This window comes from Mesorhizobium sp. CNPSo 4684 (assembly GCF_057784315.1).
Genome location: NZ_JBWLUX010000002.1, coordinates 257,727 through 275,461 on the forward strand (window position 1 = coordinate 257,727; position 17,735 = coordinate 275,461).

Below are 17,735 nucleotides of genomic sequence, written 5' to 3' on the forward strand. Positions count from 1 at the left end.
TCTATCCAAACCCATCTTTGACGCAATGCCGTGGCGCCGACAAGATTGGTCAATGATTCATTGCAAGAGGGCGCCATGGATGTGATCGTGCTGGGCGGCGGACTGATGGGAACGGCTTCGACCTATTTCCTGGCCCAGCACGGCGCGCGCGTGACGTTGATCGAGCGCAACCGGATCGGCACTGGCGCAACGGTTGCCTCCTTCGGCAACATCCGGCGCACGGGGCGTCATCTGTCCCAGCTTCCGCTGGCCCATCGCTCGCTCAGGCTGTGGGGCGAGGCCGAAAAAATGCTTGGCCGCGACGTGGAATTCCGCGCTACCGGCCATATCCGGCTGATCTTCGATGAAGATAGCCTCGCCGACATGCGGGCCTATGCCGAGGCGGCGCTGCCCTGGGGGCTTGACCTGGCGGAACTCGGACCGCGCGAAATCTCTTCCCGGTTTCCCGGCCTCGGCCCTGAGGCGATCGCCGCGTCGTTCTCGCCGCATGACGGCAGCGCCAATCCCCGATTGATCGCGCCGGCCTTTGCGGAAGCCGCCCGCAAGCTGGGCGCGGAAATCATCGAGGGAGCCGAGGTCGAGAAGATCACTCACACGGGCTCCAGCTTCCTTGTCGCCTGTTCAAAAGGTGCATTCGCCGCCGAGTGTCTGCTCAACACCGCCGGTGCTTGGGGCGCGCGCATCGCCGCGCAGTTCGGCGAAACGGTTCCGCTCGACGCCCGTGGCCCGCAGATGGGCGTGACCGAGCCGCTGCCGCATCAGATCTTGCCGGTGGTCGGCATCTGGACGCGCAACAAGGACCATGGCGCCTATCTGCGTCAGGTCGAGCGGGGCAACATCGTCTTCGGCGGAGCGGCCGAAAGAGTAGCGGTGAATCTCGATCCAGGCCAGGCCAGCGCCGATCCCATGCGCCTTCCATTGCAATTGCGCGCCGTCGCGCGGCTGCTGCCGGCGATCGCGCAGGCTACCGTCATTCGCACTTGGTCCGGCTGCGAGGGTTATGTCAGAGACATGCTGCCGATCATGGGACGCTCGGCGACGACGCCAGGCCTGTTCCACGCTTTCGGCTTCAGCGGACACGGCTTCCAGCTCGGTCCGGGCGTGGGCGATGCCATGGCCGAGCTCATCATGACAGACCGTTGCGAAACGCCGCTCGACGATTTCAGGGTCGATCGCTTCGGCCGCGCAGCCTGAAGGAGTAGCTGTCGACAACCGCGCAACGATGGCCCTTTTTGCGAAGGCGTGATAGTCAGTTCTCGCCGACCCCTCGAGTATGAGGATCTCAAGCGAGCGTTGCGCGCTAGGTACCAAGATTTCCCAGATGATTTGGCCATCGACGGCCAGTACTGGCGGGGGGACGTGCGCGGCCGAGTTCGGAACCCCGCCTAATTGCACGTCGTTGCCGCCGAATACCGCACGCATCGCCGAAGGGTCTTTCGAAGCCGGGAGTGTCGAGCTACGTGTGACGGGTGCCATCGACGAACGGGCCCAAACCATTTCACTCAAAGGCAGAGACTTACCCGATGACGCTTAATTCAAACTCAAAGAATTAATCGCAAGCCACTGATTTGTAACAAGTTGGTGGGCCCGGAGGGACTCGAACCCCCAACCAAGCGGTTATGAGCCGCCGGCTCTAACCATTGAGCTACAGGCCCCACGCGCGCTGGATTAGTGTTTTTCCTTACGCGGCACAAGGCTTTCCGGACAGGCTGGCCGAGATCGCCCAAATCAGCCCATATTCGCATCCTAGAGCCGGATGATTTCAGGTCTATTCGACCTGAAATCTGAATCCGTCTCTAAATCAAAGAAGTAGAGCATGATGTCGTCCGAAAACCGCTTCACACTTTTCGGCATCATGCTCTAGTCGACAGGCGCGACTGGATCGCAGACCGAGGAGATTTTAATGACCAGACATCTTTTGCCGCTCGCACTTGCCGCGGCGATCGCTTTTCCGGCTATTGCCGCCGCTGCCGATTCGCTGCCCCCGCCCCGCATCATCGTGTCGGGTGAAGGCCAGTCGACTGTAGCGCCCGACCTGGCGCTGCTGACGCTCAGCGTCATGCGCGAGGCCAAGACGGCACGCGCGGCACTCGACGCCAACAATGACGCCATGGCCGCCGTGATCGCGGCAATGAAATCGGCAGGGATCAAGGACCGCGACCTGCAGACCGCCGGCATCCAGATCAACCCGCGTTACAACTACACCAACAAGCCCGACGGCAGCCAGGAAGCCGAGCTTGTCGCCTACCAAGTGACCAACACGCTCTCCGTGCGCATCCGCGACATCGACAAGACCGGCGAGATTCTCGACAAGGCGGTGTCGCTCGGCGTCAACCAGGGCGGCGGCATCTCGTTCTCCAACGAGGATCCGAAGGCCGCCGTTACCGAGGCCCGCAAGAAAGCGGTCGCCGACGCCATGGCCAAGGCCAAGACGCTGGCCGGGGCTGCCGGCGTCAGCATCGGCCAGGTGCTGGAAATCACCGAGCAGAACATCGCCCCGGCGCCGATGCCGATCAACGCCAAGGCCTTCGATGCGGCGGGCGCGGCGGTTCCGGTACAAGCCGGCGAAAATGCCTACGCGGTGCAGGTCACCGTGACCTTCGAGCTCAAGTAGGCTTATCCAAATCAGCAAAGGCCCGCGGCAGCATGCTGCGGGCCGAACTGGCCGGTATTTTAATTGGCACCAAATATGAAAAACCCCGGAGGACATGGTCCTTCGGGGTTTTCTTCGAGCCGCACCCTTCCGCGCTATGGGAAAGGGGCTGCTGGCCGACCCTCGCAGAGGATCATGCCGCTATCACAGGCTGATCCTCGCAGAGGATCATGCCTCCAGACTGATCTTCATCAGCAGATCAGTCTCCTGCCTTAGCGATAAATCACCGGGCAGCCGCGCTCATTGGCGAACACGACCACCACGCGATCACCATACTGGCGGCCGGCGACCTTCACGACGCGGCGATTGACGTCGACGAGGCGGACGCGGTGCAGGCCCATGCGCTCGGCCTTGTCGAGGGCGCGCTCCGGCGAGCAACGACGCCAGCTGCGCTCGCGGCGGTAGCCGTCATCGTCGTCGCCGATATAGACGCCGGTGCGGCGGTCATGATTGTTGCCGAAGCCGAGATAGATCGAGTCCGCATGGGCGGGCACGGCGGCAAGCGTGCCGAGGGCTACGAGACCCGAAAGGGCTGCCGTTTTGATCGTGTTGAACATTGTCTTCTCTCCTTGTTGAGGGCTGGCGCCCGTCTTCGTCGAACCGATGGGGGGGAGAATGCTCCTTGCAGTCTGAACTCTTTGCGAACCGGCCGTTCATTTTCGGTTAATCTGCCGGACAGGTCGAAAGCAACCGCCCCTTCCACCGCTGCAAACGACTTGGAGTCTCAAAAAAGTCCGGTCATCCCACAACGGGCGGCGGCTACATCCGTTCCAGACGCTTGAGCATGATGTCGAAAAGTGTGAAGCGGTTTTCTCGGACAAACAGTGTTTGTCCAGACATCATGCTCTATCACTTTCAAACTAGGGCTCGTCGTCGAGCATATAGTCGAAATAGTCGTCCGGCTCGGCAAGATCGGTCTCGCTGGCGCGGACGCGGCCGCGCATGGAAATGCCGGCTTCATGCACGGTCTCGGCGCTTCCCGACACCAGCCTGTGCCACCAGTAGAGATCGTGCCCCTCGGCAACCAGCCGGTAGGCGCAGGTTTTTGGCAGCCAACTGATGGTGCGCACATTCTGCGGCGTCAGCCCGACGCAGTCCGGCACGCGCGCCAGCCGGTTGGCATAGTCCGAACAGCGGCAGGTTTGCCCGTCGAACAGACGGCAGCCGACTGATGTCCAGTAGATCTCGCCGGTATCTTCGTCCTCGAGTTTCGACAGGCAGCATTTGCCGCACCCGTCGCAGAGCGATTCCCACTCGGCCGGCGTCATCGCTTCCAGCGTCTTGGTTTTCCAGAACGGGGTTTCCATCATGGGCTGAGATGTGGCCCTCGCTGGCGGTGAGGTCAAGCTGTACCGTCGCCGCAAATGCCGCTCGCACCATACGAAGAACATGAAGTTGCCTTCAAAAGGCCGGTCAATCGTCCTTGGGTGCAGGTAATGCCTGCAAACCGGAACCAATTCGGTCAAGGACAGTTTGGGCAGGGATGGGACCCCATAAGGAGAATTTGTGATGAAACGCCAACCACGGGTACTGGCAGGTACGGCACTTGGCCTGCTGATGGCATCCGCGCCGTTGGGCGCCTCCCCGCTGCAGGGCAACGCCGTTTTCGGCCCCTTGCAGCACACGGCCGCGCCGCTGATATTGGCTCAGGCCGCTTGCGCCGAGGGTGAATCGGCCGAGGCTTGCGCACAGAAACAGCAGGGGGAGCCGGAACAGCCCAAGAGAAAGAAGCGCGACCAGCAGCAGCAAACAGAATCCGCGCCGGCGGAGCAGGCCGCGCCAGCGCAGGGCGAGCAGCAACAGCAGCCGCGCAGGAAGAGGCGCGACCAGCAACAGCAGACCGAACAGGCTCCGGCCGAACAGGCCGCGCCTGCCGTCGAAGAGCAGCTACCGCGCAGGAAGAAACGCGATCAGCAGCAGCAGATCGAGGCCGCACCTGCCGAACAGCCTGCCGAGCAGGCGGCGCCGGCAAACGAAGAGCAGCCGATCAAGCCGCGCAGGAAGAAGCGCGACCAGCAGCAGCAGATCGAGGCCGCACCTGCCGAGCAGCCCGCCGAACAGGCAGCGCCGGCAAACGAAGAGCAGCCGATCAAGCCGCGCAGGAAGAAGCGCGATCAGCAGCAGCAGATCGAGGCCGCACCTGCCGAACAGCCCGCCGAACAGGCAGCCCCGGCAAACGACAACAACTCGCAGTCCCTGCGCAAGAAGCGTAAGCAGGATCAGCAGATCGAAGCCGCACCCGCCGAACAGGCGCCAGCCAAGAAGCAAGCGCCCGCCGGCGAGCCGGTTCCGCAGGCCGAACCGCTTCAGCCGGAGCAGCAGGCAACACCCGCCCAGGGCGAACAGCCTCAGGGCAAGAAGAAGCGCGGCAACAAGCCTGTCGGCGAACAGCCGGTGACGGGAGAGCAGCCGGCCACCGAAGAACAACCGTCGAAGGCCGAACAACCCGCCAATGGCCAGCAGCCGGTGACCGGCGAACAGCCAGCCCAGGGCGAACAGCCAGCCCAGGGCGAAAATGCGGCCCAAGGTGAAGCCCCGGCCGACAAGAACGCAGCCCCCATCCTCGACAGCCAGAAGGACGTCCTGCGCAAGCGCAAGGGCAAGAACGGCCAGCAGGGAGGCGAGAATGCCAATGGCGAGCTGGCCAACCAGCCCGCCCAGCAGAATGGCGAGCAGGCGCAGGCTCCTAAGCCTGCCCCGGTCGACCAGGGACCACCACCCACCGACGACAAGTCGGCCCAACAGGCAATCCAGCTTGAAAAGATTGCGCCGGTGACGGAGGAAAAGGGCACGCGCGTAGAGCGTGCACCCGATGAGAACGTTCGCGACCGCCGGCGTCCGAAAGGCGTCGACGTCGTCAGGGAACTCGGCGACCGCGTCATCCTGCAGTTCAACAACCAGACATTCGTCCAGAGCAATGACGCCCCGCGCATGACCCGCGGCGCCAGGAACGTCTACTATGAGGATCTGTCGGGCGATCGCACCCGGGAAATCGTCGAGCGTGACAACGGTGTCCGGATCGTCACCATCCGCAACCGCTATGGCGACGTCATCCAGCGTTCGCGCATTGCACCGGATGGACGCGAATATGTGCTGAGCTATGTCGACGAGCGGTACTATGAGGATGACAGCGACTGGCGCGATCCCGGCGACGACCTGCCGCCGATGCGGCTCGACATCTCGCGTCGGGACTACATTCTGGATTCGGAGGATGTGGAGGATCCGGACGACTACTACACCTTCCTCGAACAGCCGCCGGTGGAGAGGGTCCAGCGCCTCTATTCGATCGACGAGGTCAAGCGCTCGGCGCGTGTGCGTGACATCGCGCGGCGCGTCGACCTCGACACGCTGAACTTCGAATTTGGCTCGGCCTCGATCTCCGACACCGAAGTGCAGAAACTGGAAGGTGTCGCCAGCGCCATGGAGAAGCTGTTGAAGAAGAACCCGGCCGAAACCTTCCTCATCGAAGGTCACACCGACGCGGTCGGAACGCCGGAGGCGAACCTTGCTCTGTCCGACCGCCGCGCCGAGGCGGTTGCCGAAGCGTTGACCAATGCCTTCGGCATCCCGCCGGAGAACCTGACCACGCAGGGCTATGGCGAGGAGTATTTGAAGGTGAACACGACGGCGCCCAACCGCGAGAACCGCCGCGTCGCCATCCGCCGCATCACCTCGCTGGTGGCGCCCGTGGCGAGCAACAATTGATCTGCTTTTCCAATAGCTTGAGTGGCTTTCTGGAATAGATCAACAAAAAGCACCCCATCCCGGTAGACCGGGATGGGGTGGATGTACGAACCGCCAGCCCAGTCAACAAGAATTGTACAAGCATTAGAGCCGGCTCATTGAATCGCGAGGCCGCTCACCCCAGATTCACGACTGGGCGTTCCCTGCCCCGTCCCGACTCCAGCGGGATGCACTGAGCCCCGCCGGCCCGCCCGGCGGGGTTTTTTTGCACTAAAATTAGCCTTGCAAACCGGGGCGGGCTGGCCGAAATACCCATTCGACCGCAGAAAGCTGACCGGAACCGCTGCATGAAACGTCTCGAACTTGCCATCGAATCGATCATTCTCGCCTCGCGCTGGCTGCTGGTCGTTTTCTACATCGGGCTGGCCCTGGCATTGGCCGTCTACGCACTATCCTTCGGCAAGAAGCTCTATGAGTTTATCACCCTCGCCTTTACGCTCGGCGACACCGATACCATCCTGAAAATGCTCGGCCTCATCGATGCGGCACTTGTCGCCTCGCTGGTGGTGATGGTCATTATCTCCGGCTACGAGAACTTCGTCAGCCGCTTCGACGAGAATGACGGCGAGGTCCATTGGCTCGGCACGATCGATGTCGGCTCGCTCAAGGTCAAGGTTGCCTCGACCATCGTCGCCATTTCCTCGATCCACCTGTTGCAGGTGTTCCTCAACTCTGCATCCTACACGACCGACCAGCTGATGTGGCTGACCATCATCCACCTCGCCTTCGTCGTTTCGGCGTTCATGCTCGCCTATATCGACCGGCTGATGGGCCTGGCCAAAGGCAAGGAGACTGAGGCCGTTTCCCCGTGAACGGAGAAGGTGCGGCAGACAGACGGGAGCCTGCGCAGACGCGCGTGAAACCGGCTAGTAAATGCTTTTGACGTTCGTTGGCGAATTCGCAAACACCTCATCGGGCACGAAAAAGTCGCCGGCCAGCGATCCTGTCGCACCGGGCGAATAGATCGAAAAGTCCGTTACACCCTCGGCGCGCAGCACCTCTTCGTCGATGTAGAAATTGCCAGTCGTCTCGCGCGATGGCCGCAGGAAGATGGCATGCGCGGCATCGGCCATGATATCGGGCAAACGGCTCATCGCCGCCACCGTCGCGCCGCCGAGCAGATTGCGCACCGCCGCCGTGTCGATGGTCGAGATCGGCCACAGCGAATTGACCGCGATGCCATCCTTGGCAAACTCGGCGCTCATGCCCAGCGTGCACATCGACATGCCGAACTTGGCCATCGTGTAGGCGACGTGGTTCTTGAACCACTTGGCCTTCATGTCGAGCGGCGGCGCCAGATTCAGAATGTGAGGATTGCTTGCCAACTTCAGGTGCGGAATGCACATTTTCGAGACCAGGAAAGTGCCGCGCGTGTTGATCTGGTGCATCAGATCGTAACGCTTCATGTCGGTTTCCAGCGTCCCGGTGAGCTGGATGGCGCTGGCATTGTTGACGCAGATGTCGATGCCGCCGAATTTTTCCACGGTTCTAGCGACTGCCTCCGCAACCTGCGCCTCCTCGCGGATGTCGCACAAAACTGGTAGCGCCTTGCCGCCGGCTTGCTCGATTTCTTCGGCAGCCGTGTAGATCGTGCCTGGCAGCTTCGGATGCGGCTCGGCGGTCTTGGCTGCGATCGTCACATTCGCGCCATCGCGCGCCGCCCTGAGCGCAATCGCCAGCCCAATGCCGCGCGACCCGCCGGAGATGAACAGCGTCTTTCCCTTCAGCGACATTTTTCCTCCAGTGGCTTTGGTTCTTTGCGCGATCCTTGCCCGCGCAGTTGCGGGGATACAAGGGCCTGCGGCGGGAAGCGATGGGTGACGCTGCGGAGGCTGACATCGATCTGCGCCCGAAAGCTGTAGGATTTGTCAGGCGCCTGGTATATATTCTATGCAAAAAGGTGGAATATAGAATGGCGCTGTCCATCAAGAACATGGAAGTCGAGCAACTGGCGCGCGAACTCGCCCGCCGCCGGCGCGTGACCGTGACAGAGGCTATCCGTCAGAGCCTCGAGCGCGAGGTCGCGCGCGAGCGGCTGGTGCCACGCGACGAAGCCAGCGACCTGTTTCAGCGGTTGATGGCGATCGCGGACAGTGCTGGAAACGTCCCGGAACGTGAAAACGCACTGACCGACGACGAAATCCTTGGTTACGATGAGTTCGGAATCCCGACAAAATGATCATCGATTCCTCGGTTCTGGTCGCCATTCTGCGCCTTGAGCCGGGCTACGACCGTTTCGTGCTGGCGATCACTCAGGCCAAGAGACGGCTGCTGGCAGCGCCAACTTTGCTTGAAACGACGATCGTGCTCGCTGGCCGCCGGGAAGATGAAGTCTTGGATCGCCTCGACCAGTTCCTGCGTACCGCCTCGATCGAAACCGTCGCATTCACAGCCGACCACGCCGCCGTCGCCCGCCAGACCTTCCTGCGCTATGGCAAGGGCCGGCATCCGGCGGCGCTGAATTTCGGCGACTGCATCGCCTACGCCACGGCACGGCTCGAAGCCATGCCGTTGTTGTTCAAGGGCGATGATTTCCGGCTGACCGATATCGAAGCGGCGGTTTGAGCCACATCAGACCAGCACCAGGCCCTGCCGCATGGCAATCGCGATCGCATCGGTGCGGTTCGCCGCGCCGAGCTTGATCAGGATCGCGGCGACGTGGAACTTTGCCGTGTGCACCGAGATGTTCAGCCGTCGCGCGATCACCTTGTTGGGCGCGCCCTCGGCAAGCAGTGCCAGCACTTCGGCCTCGCGCGGTGACAGTGCCGGTCGGGGGGCATGTTCATCGGAGAGGTCTTCCTCGAAAGGCTCGCCATCGCCAGCATGAAAATCTCCATGGCGCCCGCCACCGCCGTCGCCCGAGACGCGATAGCCAGCCGCCGCCAGCCGCACCGCCGAGGCGATCAGCAGATCGTCCGCGCCGGCAGGCATGACGGCAAACACCTCGCCGGCAGGCCGTTCGCCGCCCACACGCCCAGACAGCAGCACCCGCGGCGTGGCGGCCGGCACGGCATCAGCGCCGCTGCCGTCGATGATGGCGACGTCGGCCGCACCGCTGCCGGCCGCGACCGGCAACAGATCGTCGCTCGCGGCAAGCGCGGCAGCCAAGCGCTCAGCGCGAACAACGTCGCCAAGCGCGATCAGCACCACCAGCCGCCGCGAGGCGGGGCTGTCGGACATGATCCGATCGTTGGCGAGCGTGTCCATCACCCCTCTCAGCTCAGCGGCTTCTCGCCGATGGTTACAGCCACATCGCGCTGTTCGCCGCCGCGCACCACGCCAAGCCTCACTGCGGCACCTGCGCTATCGGGCCCAAGCTTGCGGATAAGTTCACGCGGCCCATGTACGGCCTCGCCGTTCCACGCCACGATGATGTCACCGAGCGCAAGACCGGCGGCCTTGGCCGGGCCATTGTCGTCGAGGCTCATCACCATGGCACCGCGCGCCGCGCCGTCACGGATCGGGTGCAGGCCGGCGCCGAGATAGCCGCGCGCGACATGGCCCTTTTCACGCAGCGTCTCCACCGCCCGCTCGATCGTCTCATAGGGCATGACCAGGGCCCGGCCGCGCGGGCCGAACAGCAGCATGCCAATCAGCGCGCCCTTGGCGTCGAGCACCGGCCCGCCCTCGAAACGGCTGCCGGCATTGACGGCAAGATTGATGCGCCGGTCGATGGTGCCGCCGCGCATCGAGCGCCAGGCCGGACCGACCTCACCGACCGAGCCCGACACGGCCAGAGCCGAGCCCTGGCTGCTGCCGATGGCAATGGCCAGATTGCCGGGCCGCACCGCATCCGCTTTGGTAAGCGGCGCGGCGCTGACAGCACCTGCCGGTTTCAAAAGTGCAACGCCTGTCGAGGGATCGCGGCCGACCAGTTCGGCCTTGACCGTCTCGCCCGAAGCCAATGTCAGTTCGATCTCTTCGCCGGCCTCGACGGCTTCCTCGGCGGTGACGAAATAGCCGTCACGCCAGTGGAAGGCGCTGGCGGTGCGATGGTGATGGGTGGTGAAACTTGCCGTCACGGGTGCCGCCGCAGCCGCGACGTCGGCGATGGCGGCGGAAAAGACGCCGAGATTGAAGTCGCTCATTTTGGTCTCCTGGGTTTCTTGCATGCCCCAGATATCGCTCGGCAGCCGGCTCGCAGATACTCGCCTGACGGCTAGTTCATGGTTTCACTGGCCATCTGGTCAGGTCGCGGCGGATCCAGCCGCTCCGCACATATAGTGCGTGTCGCCCAAAAGTGCTCAGCGGTTTTGGGATAACGACACGCACAGGAAAAAATCACGAACAAGCCTGAAAACACGGAGCCCATCAATGGCCGTCGCCGCCGCCAAATTCCAACCGGACGACACACTGCTCGACGCCTATTCGACGACGGTGGCAGACGCGGTCGATCGCATCGGCCCCGCCGTCTGCCGCATCGAGCGCATCGGCGGCCAGGGCGGCCACGGCTCCGGCTTCGTCATCGCACAGGACGGCTTGGTCGTCACCAATTTCCATGTCGTCGGCGACGCCAGGACGGTGCGAGTCTCGATGCCGGACGGCGCCTCCAGCGAAGGCCGCGTGCTTGGCCGCGACCCCGACACCGACATCGCGCTAGTGCGCGCTGACGGCAGCTTTGCCGATGTCGCGCCGCTGGGCGATTCCAAGCGGCTGCGGCGCGGCCAGATCGCCATCGCCATCGGCAATCCGCTCGGCTTCGAATGGACCGTCACCTCCGGCGTCGTCTCCGCGCTTGGCCGGTCGATGCGCGCCTCGACCGGGCGGCTGATCGACGACGTCATCCAGACCGATGCGGCGCTCAATCCTGGCAATTCCGGCGGGCCGCTGGTCTCGTCGGCCGGCGAGGTGATCGGCGTCAACACCGCCATGATCCATGGCGCGCAAGGCATCGCCTTCGCGGTTGCCTCCAACACCGCGAACTTCGTCATTTCGGAGATCATCCGCTTCGGCCGGGTGCGGCGCGCCTTCATCGGCATCTCCGCCGACACCACCAACCTGCCGCGCCGCGCAGCGCTTCTGTCACAGGTGTCGACCAACACCGCGGTACGGCTGCGCAGCGTCGAGAAGAACGGCCCGGCGGCAAAGGCCGGCCTGAAGGAGGGCGACATCATCGCCGCAATAGACGGCCGCCCCGTCACCGGCGTCGACGACCTCGTGCGCATGCTCGACGCCGAACGCATCGGCCGCGAGACGCTGTGCACCGTGGTGCGCCGCGCCGGCGTCAGCCAGGTGACGGTGACGCCGGTGGCAAGGGCGAGCTGAACCCTATCGCTGCTTGACCACGCGCCCGAGCAGCGACACTAGCAACGCTGCGAGGTCGCCGTCCGGGTCGAGATCGGGATCGTAGATGGTCATGTCCATGCCGATGCAGCGCTGGTCCCCTGCCAGCGCCGACAGGATCGCAACGAGATCGTCGGGATCGATGCCGGGACTGCCGGGCGAATCCACCGCCGCCATGATTGTCTGGTCGAGCACATCGACATCGAGATGCAACCAGTAGGGACAATCGGCGCGCGTCAGCGTGGCTCGGGTCTTTTCCAACACTCCAGCCGCGCCGAGTTCCTGCGCGGCAAAGACATCGATACGCGTGATGGCGGTCGCATTGATGTCGGGCCAGGCGAAATCGGCATCGCGGCCCTCGCGTTCACCGATCTGCACCACCGTCTCGTCGGCAACAAGCGGACCGGCAATGCCGGGCCACTCCGTCAACAAAGGCTCGCCACGTCCGGTGGCAAGCGCCAGGTCCATGCCGGCGGCCGAGCCGAGCGCGGCATCGACGTCGTAATTGCCGGGATGGCGGAAATCGCTGTGGCCATCGACATGCACCAGCGCGACCGCGCCGGACCGTCGCGCGGCCGCCAGCGCGCCAAGCAGGATCGAACAATCGCCGCCGATGACCAGCGGGAATTCGCTTTGCCCGAGCGCACTTGCGACGATCTCGGCAAGGTCGAGATTGAAGCGGCGGATCGCCGGACCATTGCGCAGGCGGGTGCCCGGTTGCTGTTCGATGCTGTAAGCGGGCCTTTCGAGATCGACCACCCGCGCCGGCACCAGCACCTCGATCAGACCGGCTTCGCTCAGCGCCTGCGGCGCGCGCCAGGTGCCGGGCACATGGCCGGCGTGCAGCGGCCGAAGGCCGAGATTGGATGGCGCACGAACAAGCCAGATGTCACGCATGCAACAGGACCAGCTTCAGCATCATCCAGCATAGACTGCATCGCGTGACCCCGGCCACAGAGGCCGGAGCCGCTGCCGACACTTGCTGCCATCGCTTAGGTGCCTGCCGCGCCGTCCGCGAACTGCGCCAGAAACTCCTCGCTGGGTGGAATCGGCTTGATGACGTCGATCAGCACGCCATTGGGGTCTCGGGTGATGAAATGTCGCTGGCCGAAGGGTTCGTCGTGCAGCGAGCGCAGGATCGGCAGGCCGGCCGCAACGATCCGCTCATAAACCGCGTCCGGATCCCTGACCTCGAAATTGATCAGCAGCCCCGACGTGCGGCCGCGCCCCTCTTCCGGGATCGTTTCGTGGTCGCCGTGGACGATGCCGAGATTGACCCGGCGATCCTCAGCCGACTGCAGATGTACATACCAGTCGCTCGCAAACAGCGGCTTGAAGCGGAAGTGGCTGATATAGAAGGCTTTCGTGCCGGCTACGTCGCCCGTCATCAACACCGGATAATAGCTCGTCGTCTTCATCTTTCTTTCTCCCGTGAGCTAACATACAGTCTGCATGTAGATTGAAATAACATACAGGCTGCATGTATGCAACGAGAAACCGCGCGCCGGTCCAATCGCGATCGCACCGAGGCAACACGTGCCGACCTGATCGCCGCCGCGCGCAAACTGTTCATTGAAAAATCCTATGCCGAGACCGGCACGCCGGAGATCGTAGCGGCCGCCGGCGTCACCCGCGGCGCGCTCTACCACCATTTCGCCGACAAGCAGGCGCTGTTTGCCGCCGTGGTCGAGCAGGAGGCAGAAGCTGTCGCCGCTGAGGTCGATCGTGCCTCGCCGCCATCGCTGTTTGCCCGCGACGCGCTGATCGCCGGATCGGACGCCTATCTCGCTGCCATGCGCGCGCCCGGCCGCACCCGACTGCTGTTGCTCGACGGACCTGCCGTGCTCGGCCGCGCCGCCATGGACGCGATCGACAACCGCCACGGCAACCGTTCGCTGCGCGAAGGCCTGGTTGCAGCGATGCGCGAGCAGTCGTTGATCAGGCTGCCGGTCGACGCGCTGACCGCTTTGCTCGCCGCGGCTTTCGATCGCGCGGCACTGGCCGTCGAGGCCGGCGCCTCAGCCGAAGACTATCGCGCCGTGCTCATGGCGCTGATCGATGGGCTGTCCCCGGCTCTTCCTCAGGCAGGTGGTCCGGCTCGAACTCGTTGAAACAGCCGAGCTGACGTTTGAACTGGTCGATCAACCAGGCCGCCGCCGGCTTCGGGCTGCGGTCGACGCGATGCATGGCATAGAGCGATGAGCGCACCTCGCTGTAGGGTTCGAGGTCGAGTTCCACCAGCCTGCCGCTGGCCAAATCGTCGGCGATCAGCCAGCGCGGCAACCCGCCCCAGCCCAGCCCCTCGCGCATCAACGTGTGTTTCGTACGCACGTCCGTCAGCCGCCAGGTTCGGTAGGCGAAGACACCGAAGTCGCGTCCCTTGGTGCGTTCGGACTGGTCGGTGACAACGAGTTGGGTGTGTTCGCGCGCATCTTCGAGCGCCACCGGCTTCGGCAGCCGGGCCAGCGGATGGCTGGGCGCGGCAGCCAGCACGATCGACATGAAGCCGATGCGCACGAGATGCACGTCGACCTCTCCCAGCAGGCCACCAATGCCAAGATCGGACTGTCCGCTGACGACATGATCGGGGATCAGGCCGAGCGAACCGATGTGCAGGCGCAGCATCACGGTTGGAAACTGCGCCTCGAATGCCTTCAGCACACGAACCAGCACCGGCGAAGGCAGCGTCGCGTCGACCGACAGGGCGACTTCCGCCTCCAATCCCTGATGGTGGCCGTCGACGCGCGAGCGGATGCTCTGCAGCACGCCGACCATGCGCCGCGCATCCTCCAGCATCGCCCGGCCAATCTCGGTCAGTTGCGGCTCGCGCGTGCCCTCGCGCACGAACAGTTTCAGCCCAAGCTGCGCCTCGAGATTGGCGATACCATAGCTGATGACAGACTGCGCCCGGTTCAGCTTGCGCCCGGCGGCGGAGAAACTGCCGGTGTCGGCCACCGCCACCAGGATTTGCAATTGGTCGAGCGTCGGATTGGGTTGCATGGCGTATCTACTTTATGGATGGATCATATAGAAAATATACCAGTTTTTTGAATGGATCGATAGGCCCATATCAAGCGGGACAATTCAATTCCCACTGGAGAGAACCGCTATGTCCATCCTTCTTGTAACCTCGAGCCCGCGTGGCTCCGCTTCGCACTCGACCCGCATCGCCACCGAATTCGCTGAAAAGCTTGTCGCCGCCAACCCCTCTGCCGAGCTTGTCGTGCGCGATCTCGTCGCCAACCCGCTGCCGCACATCGACCCCGATTATGCGACCGGCATCTACACCCCGGCTGAAGCCCGCACTGCGCACCAGGCCGAAGTCGTGGGCGTTTCCGATGTCGTCCTCGACGAGCTGTTCGCCGCCGACACCGTGATTCTTGCTACCGGCTTCATCAACTTCAACATCTCCTCGACGCTGAAGTCGTGGGTGGACCACATCGCCCGTTCCGGCAGGAGCTTCTCCTATGGTGAGGGCGGCCCCAAGGGCCTCGTCACCGGCAAGAAGGTCTACATCGTGCTCGCTTCCGGCGGTATCTATTCCGAAGGCGCGGCCGTCCAGATGGACCACGCTGTCCCCTATCTGCGCTCGGTGCTCGGCTTCCTCGGCATGACCGATGTCGAAGTCATCCGCATCGAAGGCGTAGGCATGGGCGCCGATGCCGTTACCGCGGCTCTGGCCAAGGCGACCGCCAAGGTCGACGCCGTGGTGGCCGCGGGTGCTGCCGAGCGTGTTGTGGCGGCGGCGTAAAACGCAAGCCCGTCACTCACTCGAATTGAAAAAGGCAGGCGCCCATCGCCTGCCTTTTTTGTTGTCAACGCACCAGGCGCTAACAAGGGTGTGTTGAGATTCAGGTTAGGCCGAGCCGAGAATGGCTGATACCGAGAACCGGAGTGGAGCGTACTTTTCGTACGTGAGCATCGGAAGCGCAGGAAGCCGGCATTCGCAGGTCGGCATCACCTGAATATCGACATACCTAGCCGAAGATCTTCTCGCCCTGCTCGTCGACGAGCTGGATGCCTTTCTTGATCGAGATGTCGACAGCGTCGTCAAGACTGGCGAAACGGTCGGCGCGGATGAAGCGGTGCTCTTTCATGACGCCGCCGATTTCCTTCGAAACCACACCGCAGGTCTGGTACTGGCCGTCAGCCTTGTAAGGTGTGGCGCTGATCAGAAAACCCTTGTGTTCGATCTGCTTTGCCGGAGCGGCGCTCTTGGGCTCGCCGGTGTCACTGCCGCCACCGCCGCCGAAAAGACGTTTCAGAAAAGACATGAGCAGCCTCCTACGGCAATCATCCCGCACCACAGGGTGTGGTGCAGGATGATTTTCAGTATCGCTCCTCAGTCGAACGAGCAAGGGCCGACGACCCTACCAGTGCTCAGCCGCGCGATAGCGCCTCAAGAGCTTCGGCGGCGCCTTCCAGTATGGCGATTGCTTCGGCCTGCTTTTCGGCCGGCGCGTCGACGATCTCGCCAAGGGCAGCACGCAGCCGGTGGCGCACGGCGCGGAACTCGTCGCGGGCTTCCGAACGGCCGCCACGGCCACGCCGTCCGCCTTCCTCGCTGTCGTCGTTCCAGCCGAACCACTCGCGCGCCTTGGCCATCTTGCGGCCGAAGCGCTCGAGATGCTCGAGCACGCCGTCGATCATTTCGCGGTTTTCGGTAAGATGCGCCTGGCCCGCCTCGGTGATCGAAAACACCTTCTTGTTGCCGTCGGCCGCAGAGGCGGCATAGCCGGCCTCTTCGAGGAAGGTCAGCGTCGGATAAACGACGCCCGGGCTCGGGCTGTAGATGCCGCTGGTGCGCTCCTCCAGCGCCTTGATGATGTCGTAGCCGTGGCGCGGCGCCTCGGCCAGCAGCGACAGGGTGATCAGCTTGAGATCGCCGTCGGCCAGCATGCGTCCGGCGCGAAACATATCGCCCGGGCCGCCGCGTCCGCCGCCACGTCCGCCGTGACCGAATGGGCCGAAGCCGCCGCCCCCTCTGCCACCAAATTTGCCGCCGAACTTGCCGGCCATATGCAGGAAGGCACGCTCGGCGCGCTCACCAAAGGGATGATGTCTGTGCATTGATGCTCCTTGAGTTCTATCTTACGATATATCTTAATTAGGCGCACACGCCCGACGAGTCAAGATATATCTTACGATGTATCTAAGAGCGGCGCCAGAGCGGTTGATTTCGCCGACGCCGACAGCTAGAAGGCGCGTGAGGGCTTTGCGCCTCTCCGTAAGCGTCTGACGTCAAGCAACGCATCCAACCCCGGTCCTTCCGGGCAATTCCGCCGGAATCCCGGCAGGAGTGGATGCCATGCGACGGACCGGATACTTCAGGGAAAATCCCAATGACCACGACCCGTAAGCGCGGCAAGCTGCCGGCGCGCTATGCTGCCATCATCAGCCCGCTGGTGCTGTCGCTGCTGATGACCTTCATCGTCTCGTTCATCTCGACGCTGAAAAGCCTTGGCCCTCAGCCCAACCTGCCCTCTGTCTGGCTCACCGCCTGGGGCTTGTCCTGGCTGGTGGCGTTTCCGACGCTGCTGCTTGTGTTGCCCGCGGTGCGCCGCATCGTCAGCTGGCTGTGCGAGCCGGCCAGCAGATAAGGCGACGGCAGCAAGGCCCGAAGGCAAATTCGGGCCTTGCCTTCTTACCAGCGGCCCTTGCGCCGGTTCCAGGCATAGAGAAGGTCAGCAAAGCGATCATAGGCGAACCGGGTCAGCGGCAGCGCGACCGGATTGCCGAACAGCGCAGCCAGCCACCCCTCGCCAGGCGTCGCCCTCCAGACTGCGACAGCGACATCGGCGCCGACCAGCAGCTTGCCCTGATCATCCGTGGCATGCAGCCGGCGGCGGATGTCCTCTAGCGAGGCGCCGTAGCCGGCCAGGGCGGCCGGTTCGAGGTTGATGTCGCGGAATTCGATCCGCCCGGCCTTGATCGCCTCGATCAGCCGCCGTTTCTGCCTGGTGATGCCGCCATCGCAGACGGGGCAGCGTGTGTTGTACCAGACGGTAAGCGCAGGCTTGGGCATGGCTTTCAGACCGCGACCTGAGGAACGGAA

Annotated in this window: 21 protein-coding genes and 1 tRNA gene; 10 read left to right on the forward strand and 12 right to left on the reverse strand. The window is 63.5% G+C overall.

The features are described from left to right. Positions 1–75: 75 nt before the first annotated feature. Entirely contained in the window at positions 76–1,194 is a 1,119-nt protein-coding gene (locus AC04SG_RS02735) for an NAD(P)/FAD-dependent oxidoreductase (protein ID WP_488549817.1), read from the forward strand. A gap of 385 nt (positions 1,195–1,579) precedes the next feature. On the opposite strand, the gene AC04SG_RS02740 is transcribed toward AC04SG_RS02735, so the two are convergent. Beyond that, positions 1,580–1,655 (reverse strand) — tRNA-Ile (locus tag AC04SG_RS02740). 248 nt (positions 1,656–1,903) lie between these two features. Here AC04SG_RS02740 and AC04SG_RS02745 point away from each other — a divergent pair. Beyond that, positions 1,904–2,614, forward strand: a complete 711-nt coding sequence (locus tag AC04SG_RS02745; protein ID WP_192259985.1) for an SIMPL domain-containing protein — start codon at positions 1,904–1,906, stop codon at positions 2,612–2,614. A 251-nt stretch (positions 2,615–2,865) separates the two neighbouring features. Here AC04SG_RS02745 and AC04SG_RS02750 read toward each other — a convergent pair whose 3' ends face one another. Together AC04SG_RS02750 and AC04SG_RS02755 are read right to left on the reverse strand one after the other, a co-directional pair. Continuing rightward, on the reverse strand, positions 2,866–3,210 hold the full coding sequence (locus tag AC04SG_RS02750) for a hypothetical protein (RefSeq protein ID WP_192259987.1): 345 nt from the start codon (positions 3,208–3,210) through the stop codon (positions 2,866–2,868). Positions 3,211–3,513: 303 nt separating this feature from the next. Next, complete coding sequence (locus AC04SG_RS02755; RefSeq protein WP_112563363.1) at positions 3,514–3,960, reverse strand: YcgN family cysteine cluster protein; 447 nt, start codon at positions 3,958–3,960, stop codon at positions 3,514–3,516. A 202-nt stretch (positions 3,961–4,162) separates the two neighbouring features. Between AC04SG_RS02755 and AC04SG_RS02760 the strand changes: the two genes are divergently transcribed. Next, complete coding sequence (locus AC04SG_RS02760; RefSeq protein WP_488549818.1) at positions 4,163–6,358, forward strand: OmpA family protein; 2,196 nt, start codon at positions 4,163–4,165, stop codon at positions 6,356–6,358. A 326-nt stretch (positions 6,359–6,684) separates the two neighbouring features. After that, positions 6,685–7,209 (forward strand): TIGR00645 family protein, encoded by a 525-nt coding sequence (locus AC04SG_RS02765; RefSeq protein WP_488549819.1) that lies wholly within the window; start codon positions 6,685–6,687, stop codon positions 7,207–7,209. Between the two features lie 54 nt (positions 7,210–7,263). Here AC04SG_RS02765 and AC04SG_RS02770 read toward each other — a convergent pair whose 3' ends face one another. Beyond that, the gene (locus tag AC04SG_RS02770) at positions 7,264–8,130 is read right to left on the reverse strand and encodes an SDR family oxidoreductase (RefSeq protein ID WP_488549820.1); all 867 of its coding nucleotides are present in this window, start codon (positions 8,128–8,130) and stop codon (positions 7,264–7,266) included. A 179-nt stretch (positions 8,131–8,309) separates the two neighbouring features. Between AC04SG_RS02770 and AC04SG_RS02775 the strand changes: the two genes are divergently transcribed. Both AC04SG_RS02775 and AC04SG_RS02780 read left to right on the forward strand, forming a co-directional pair. After that, entirely contained in the window at positions 8,310–8,576 is a 267-nt protein-coding gene (locus AC04SG_RS02775; RefSeq protein WP_352589640.1) for a type II toxin-antitoxin system VapB family antitoxin, read from the forward strand. Beyond that, positions 8,573–8,962 (forward strand): type II toxin-antitoxin system VapC family toxin, encoded by a 390-nt coding sequence (locus AC04SG_RS02780; protein ID WP_488549821.1) that lies wholly within the window; start codon positions 8,573–8,575, stop codon positions 8,960–8,962. The genes AC04SG_RS02775 and AC04SG_RS02780 overlap by 4 nt, the downstream gene beginning before the upstream one ends. Positions 8,963–8,968: 6 nt before the next feature. Here AC04SG_RS02780 and AC04SG_RS02785 read toward each other — a convergent pair whose 3' ends face one another. Next, positions 8,969–9,604 carry a helix-turn-helix transcriptional regulator gene (locus AC04SG_RS02785; RefSeq protein WP_488549822.1) on the reverse strand — a complete coding sequence of 212 codons (636 nt, stop codon included), beginning with the start codon at positions 9,602–9,604 and terminating at the stop codon, positions 8,969–8,971. An 8-nt stretch (positions 9,605–9,612) separates the two neighbouring features. Next, positions 9,613–10,485, reverse strand: a complete 873-nt coding sequence (locus tag AC04SG_RS02790) for a S1C family serine protease (protein WP_488549823.1) — start codon at positions 10,483–10,485, stop codon at positions 9,613–9,615. Positions 10,486–10,711: 226 nt separating this feature from the next. Between AC04SG_RS02790 and AC04SG_RS02795 the strand changes: the two genes are divergently transcribed. Further along, complete coding sequence (locus tag AC04SG_RS02795; RefSeq protein ID WP_488549824.1) at positions 10,712–11,662, forward strand: S1C family serine protease; 951 nt, start codon at positions 10,712–10,714, stop codon at positions 11,660–11,662. 3 nt (positions 11,663–11,665) lie between these two features. Here AC04SG_RS02795 and AC04SG_RS02800 read toward each other — a convergent pair whose 3' ends face one another. Beyond that, positions 11,666–12,577, reverse strand: coding sequence for an arginase family protein (locus AC04SG_RS02800; protein ID WP_488549825.1), 912 nt, complete (start codon positions 12,575–12,577; stop codon positions 11,666–11,668). Positions 12,578–12,672: 95 nt separating this feature from the next. Beyond that, on the reverse strand, positions 12,673–13,098 hold the full coding sequence (locus tag AC04SG_RS02805) for a VOC family protein (protein WP_488549826.1): 426 nt from the start codon (positions 13,096–13,098) through the stop codon (positions 12,673–12,675). Between the two features lie 66 nt (positions 13,099–13,164). On the opposite strand from AC04SG_RS02805, the gene AC04SG_RS02810 reads away from it, so the two are divergent. After that, entirely contained in the window at positions 13,165–13,791 is a 627-nt protein-coding gene (locus AC04SG_RS02810) for a TetR/AcrR family transcriptional regulator (RefSeq protein WP_488549827.1), read from the forward strand. On the opposite strand, the gene AC04SG_RS02815 is transcribed toward AC04SG_RS02810, so the two are convergent. Further along, positions 13,724–14,680, reverse strand: coding sequence for a LysR family transcriptional regulator (locus tag AC04SG_RS02815; protein ID WP_488549828.1), 957 nt, complete (start codon positions 14,678–14,680; stop codon positions 13,724–13,726). The genes AC04SG_RS02810 and AC04SG_RS02815 overlap by 68 nt on opposite strands. A gap of 109 nt (positions 14,681–14,789) precedes the next feature. On the opposite strand from AC04SG_RS02815, the gene AC04SG_RS02820 reads away from it, so the two are divergent. Further along, the gene (locus AC04SG_RS02820; RefSeq protein ID WP_488549829.1) at positions 14,790–15,431 is read left to right on the forward strand and encodes an FMN-dependent NADH-azoreductase; all 642 of its coding nucleotides are present in this window, start codon (positions 14,790–14,792) and stop codon (positions 15,429–15,431) included. Positions 15,432–15,657: 226 nt separating this feature from the next. Here AC04SG_RS02820 and AC04SG_RS02825 read toward each other — a convergent pair whose 3' ends face one another. Both AC04SG_RS02825 and AC04SG_RS02830 read right to left on the reverse strand, forming a co-directional pair. Next, positions 15,658–15,954, reverse strand: a complete 297-nt coding sequence (locus AC04SG_RS02825; RefSeq protein WP_488549830.1) for an HlyU family transcriptional regulator — start codon at positions 15,952–15,954, stop codon at positions 15,658–15,660. Between the two features lie 106 nt (positions 15,955–16,060). After that, entirely contained in the window at positions 16,061–16,750 is a 690-nt protein-coding gene (locus tag AC04SG_RS02830) for a PadR family transcriptional regulator (protein ID WP_488549831.1), read from the reverse strand. A 272-nt stretch (positions 16,751–17,022) separates the two neighbouring features. Here AC04SG_RS02830 and AC04SG_RS02835 point away from each other — a divergent pair, with 272 nt between their 5' ends. Further along, entirely contained in the window at positions 17,023–17,280 is a 258-nt protein-coding gene (locus AC04SG_RS02835) for a DUF2798 domain-containing protein (protein WP_488549832.1), read from the forward strand. 44 nt (positions 17,281–17,324) lie between these two features. On the opposite strand, the gene AC04SG_RS02840 is transcribed toward AC04SG_RS02835, so the two are convergent. Further along, a complete protein-coding gene (locus AC04SG_RS02840) occupies positions 17,325–17,705 on the reverse strand; it encodes a thiol-disulfide oxidoreductase DCC family protein (RefSeq protein ID WP_488549833.1) in 381 nt (126 codons plus the stop codon). Between the last annotated feature and the right edge of the window lie 30 nt (positions 17,706–17,735).

Coding starts and splice junctions, on each gene's coding strand:
- AC04SG_RS02735 (WP_488549817.1), top strand. CDS start 76: ATGGATGTGATCGTGCTGGGCGGCGGACTGATGGGAACGGCTTCGACC.
- AC04SG_RS02745 (WP_192259985.1), top strand. CDS start 1,904: ATGACCAGACATCTTTTGCCGCTCGCACTTGCCGCGGCGATCGCTTTT.
- AC04SG_RS02750 (WP_192259987.1), bottom strand. CDS start 3,210: ATGTTCAACACGATCAAAACGGCAGCCCTTTCGGGTCTCGTAGCCCTC.
- AC04SG_RS02755 (WP_112563363.1), bottom strand. CDS start 3,960: ATGGAAACCCCGTTCTGGAAAACCAAGACGCTGGAAGCGATGACGCCG.
- AC04SG_RS02760 (WP_488549818.1), top strand. CDS start 4,163: ATGAAACGCCAACCACGGGTACTGGCAGGTACGGCACTTGGCCTGCTG.
- AC04SG_RS02765 (WP_488549819.1), top strand. CDS start 6,685: ATGAAACGTCTCGAACTTGCCATCGAATCGATCATTCTCGCCTCGCGC.
- AC04SG_RS02770 (WP_488549820.1), bottom strand. CDS start 8,130: ATGTCGCTGAAGGGAAAGACGCTGTTCATCTCCGGCGGGTCGCGCGGC.
- AC04SG_RS02775 (WP_352589640.1), top strand. CDS start 8,310: ATGGCGCTGTCCATCAAGAACATGGAAGTCGAGCAACTGGCGCGCGAA.
- AC04SG_RS02780 (WP_488549821.1), top strand. CDS start 8,573: ATGATCATCGATTCCTCGGTTCTGGTCGCCATTCTGCGCCTTGAGCCG.
- AC04SG_RS02785 (WP_488549822.1), bottom strand. CDS start 9,604: ATGGACACGCTCGCCAACGATCGGATCATGTCCGACAGCCCCGCCTCG.
- AC04SG_RS02790 (WP_488549823.1), bottom strand. CDS start 10,485: ATGAGCGACTTCAATCTCGGCGTCTTTTCCGCCGCCATCGCCGACGTC.
- AC04SG_RS02795 (WP_488549824.1), top strand. CDS start 10,712: ATGGCCGTCGCCGCCGCCAAATTCCAACCGGACGACACACTGCTCGAC.
- AC04SG_RS02800 (WP_488549825.1), bottom strand. CDS start 12,577: ATGCGTGACATCTGGCTTGTTCGTGCGCCATCCAATCTCGGCCTTCGG.
- AC04SG_RS02805 (WP_488549826.1), bottom strand. CDS start 13,098: ATGAAGACGACGAGCTATTATCCGGTGTTGATGACGGGCGACGTAGCC.
- AC04SG_RS02810 (WP_488549827.1), top strand. CDS start 13,165: ATGCAACGAGAAACCGCGCGCCGGTCCAATCGCGATCGCACCGAGGCA.
- AC04SG_RS02815 (WP_488549828.1), bottom strand. CDS start 14,680: ATGCAACCCAATCCGACGCTCGACCAATTGCAAATCCTGGTGGCGGTG.
- AC04SG_RS02820 (WP_488549829.1), top strand. CDS start 14,790: ATGTCCATCCTTCTTGTAACCTCGAGCCCGCGTGGCTCCGCTTCGCAC.
- AC04SG_RS02825 (WP_488549830.1), bottom strand. CDS start 15,954: ATGTCTTTTCTGAAACGTCTTTTCGGCGGCGGTGGCGGCAGTGACACC.
- AC04SG_RS02830 (WP_488549831.1), bottom strand. CDS start 16,750: ATGCACAGACATCATCCCTTTGGTGAGCGCGCCGAGCGTGCCTTCCTG.
- AC04SG_RS02835 (WP_488549832.1), top strand. CDS start 17,023: ATGACCACGACCCGTAAGCGCGGCAAGCTGCCGGCGCGCTATGCTGCC.
- AC04SG_RS02840 (WP_488549833.1), bottom strand. CDS start 17,705: ATGCCCAAGCCTGCGCTTACCGTCTGGTACAACACACGCTGCCCCGTC.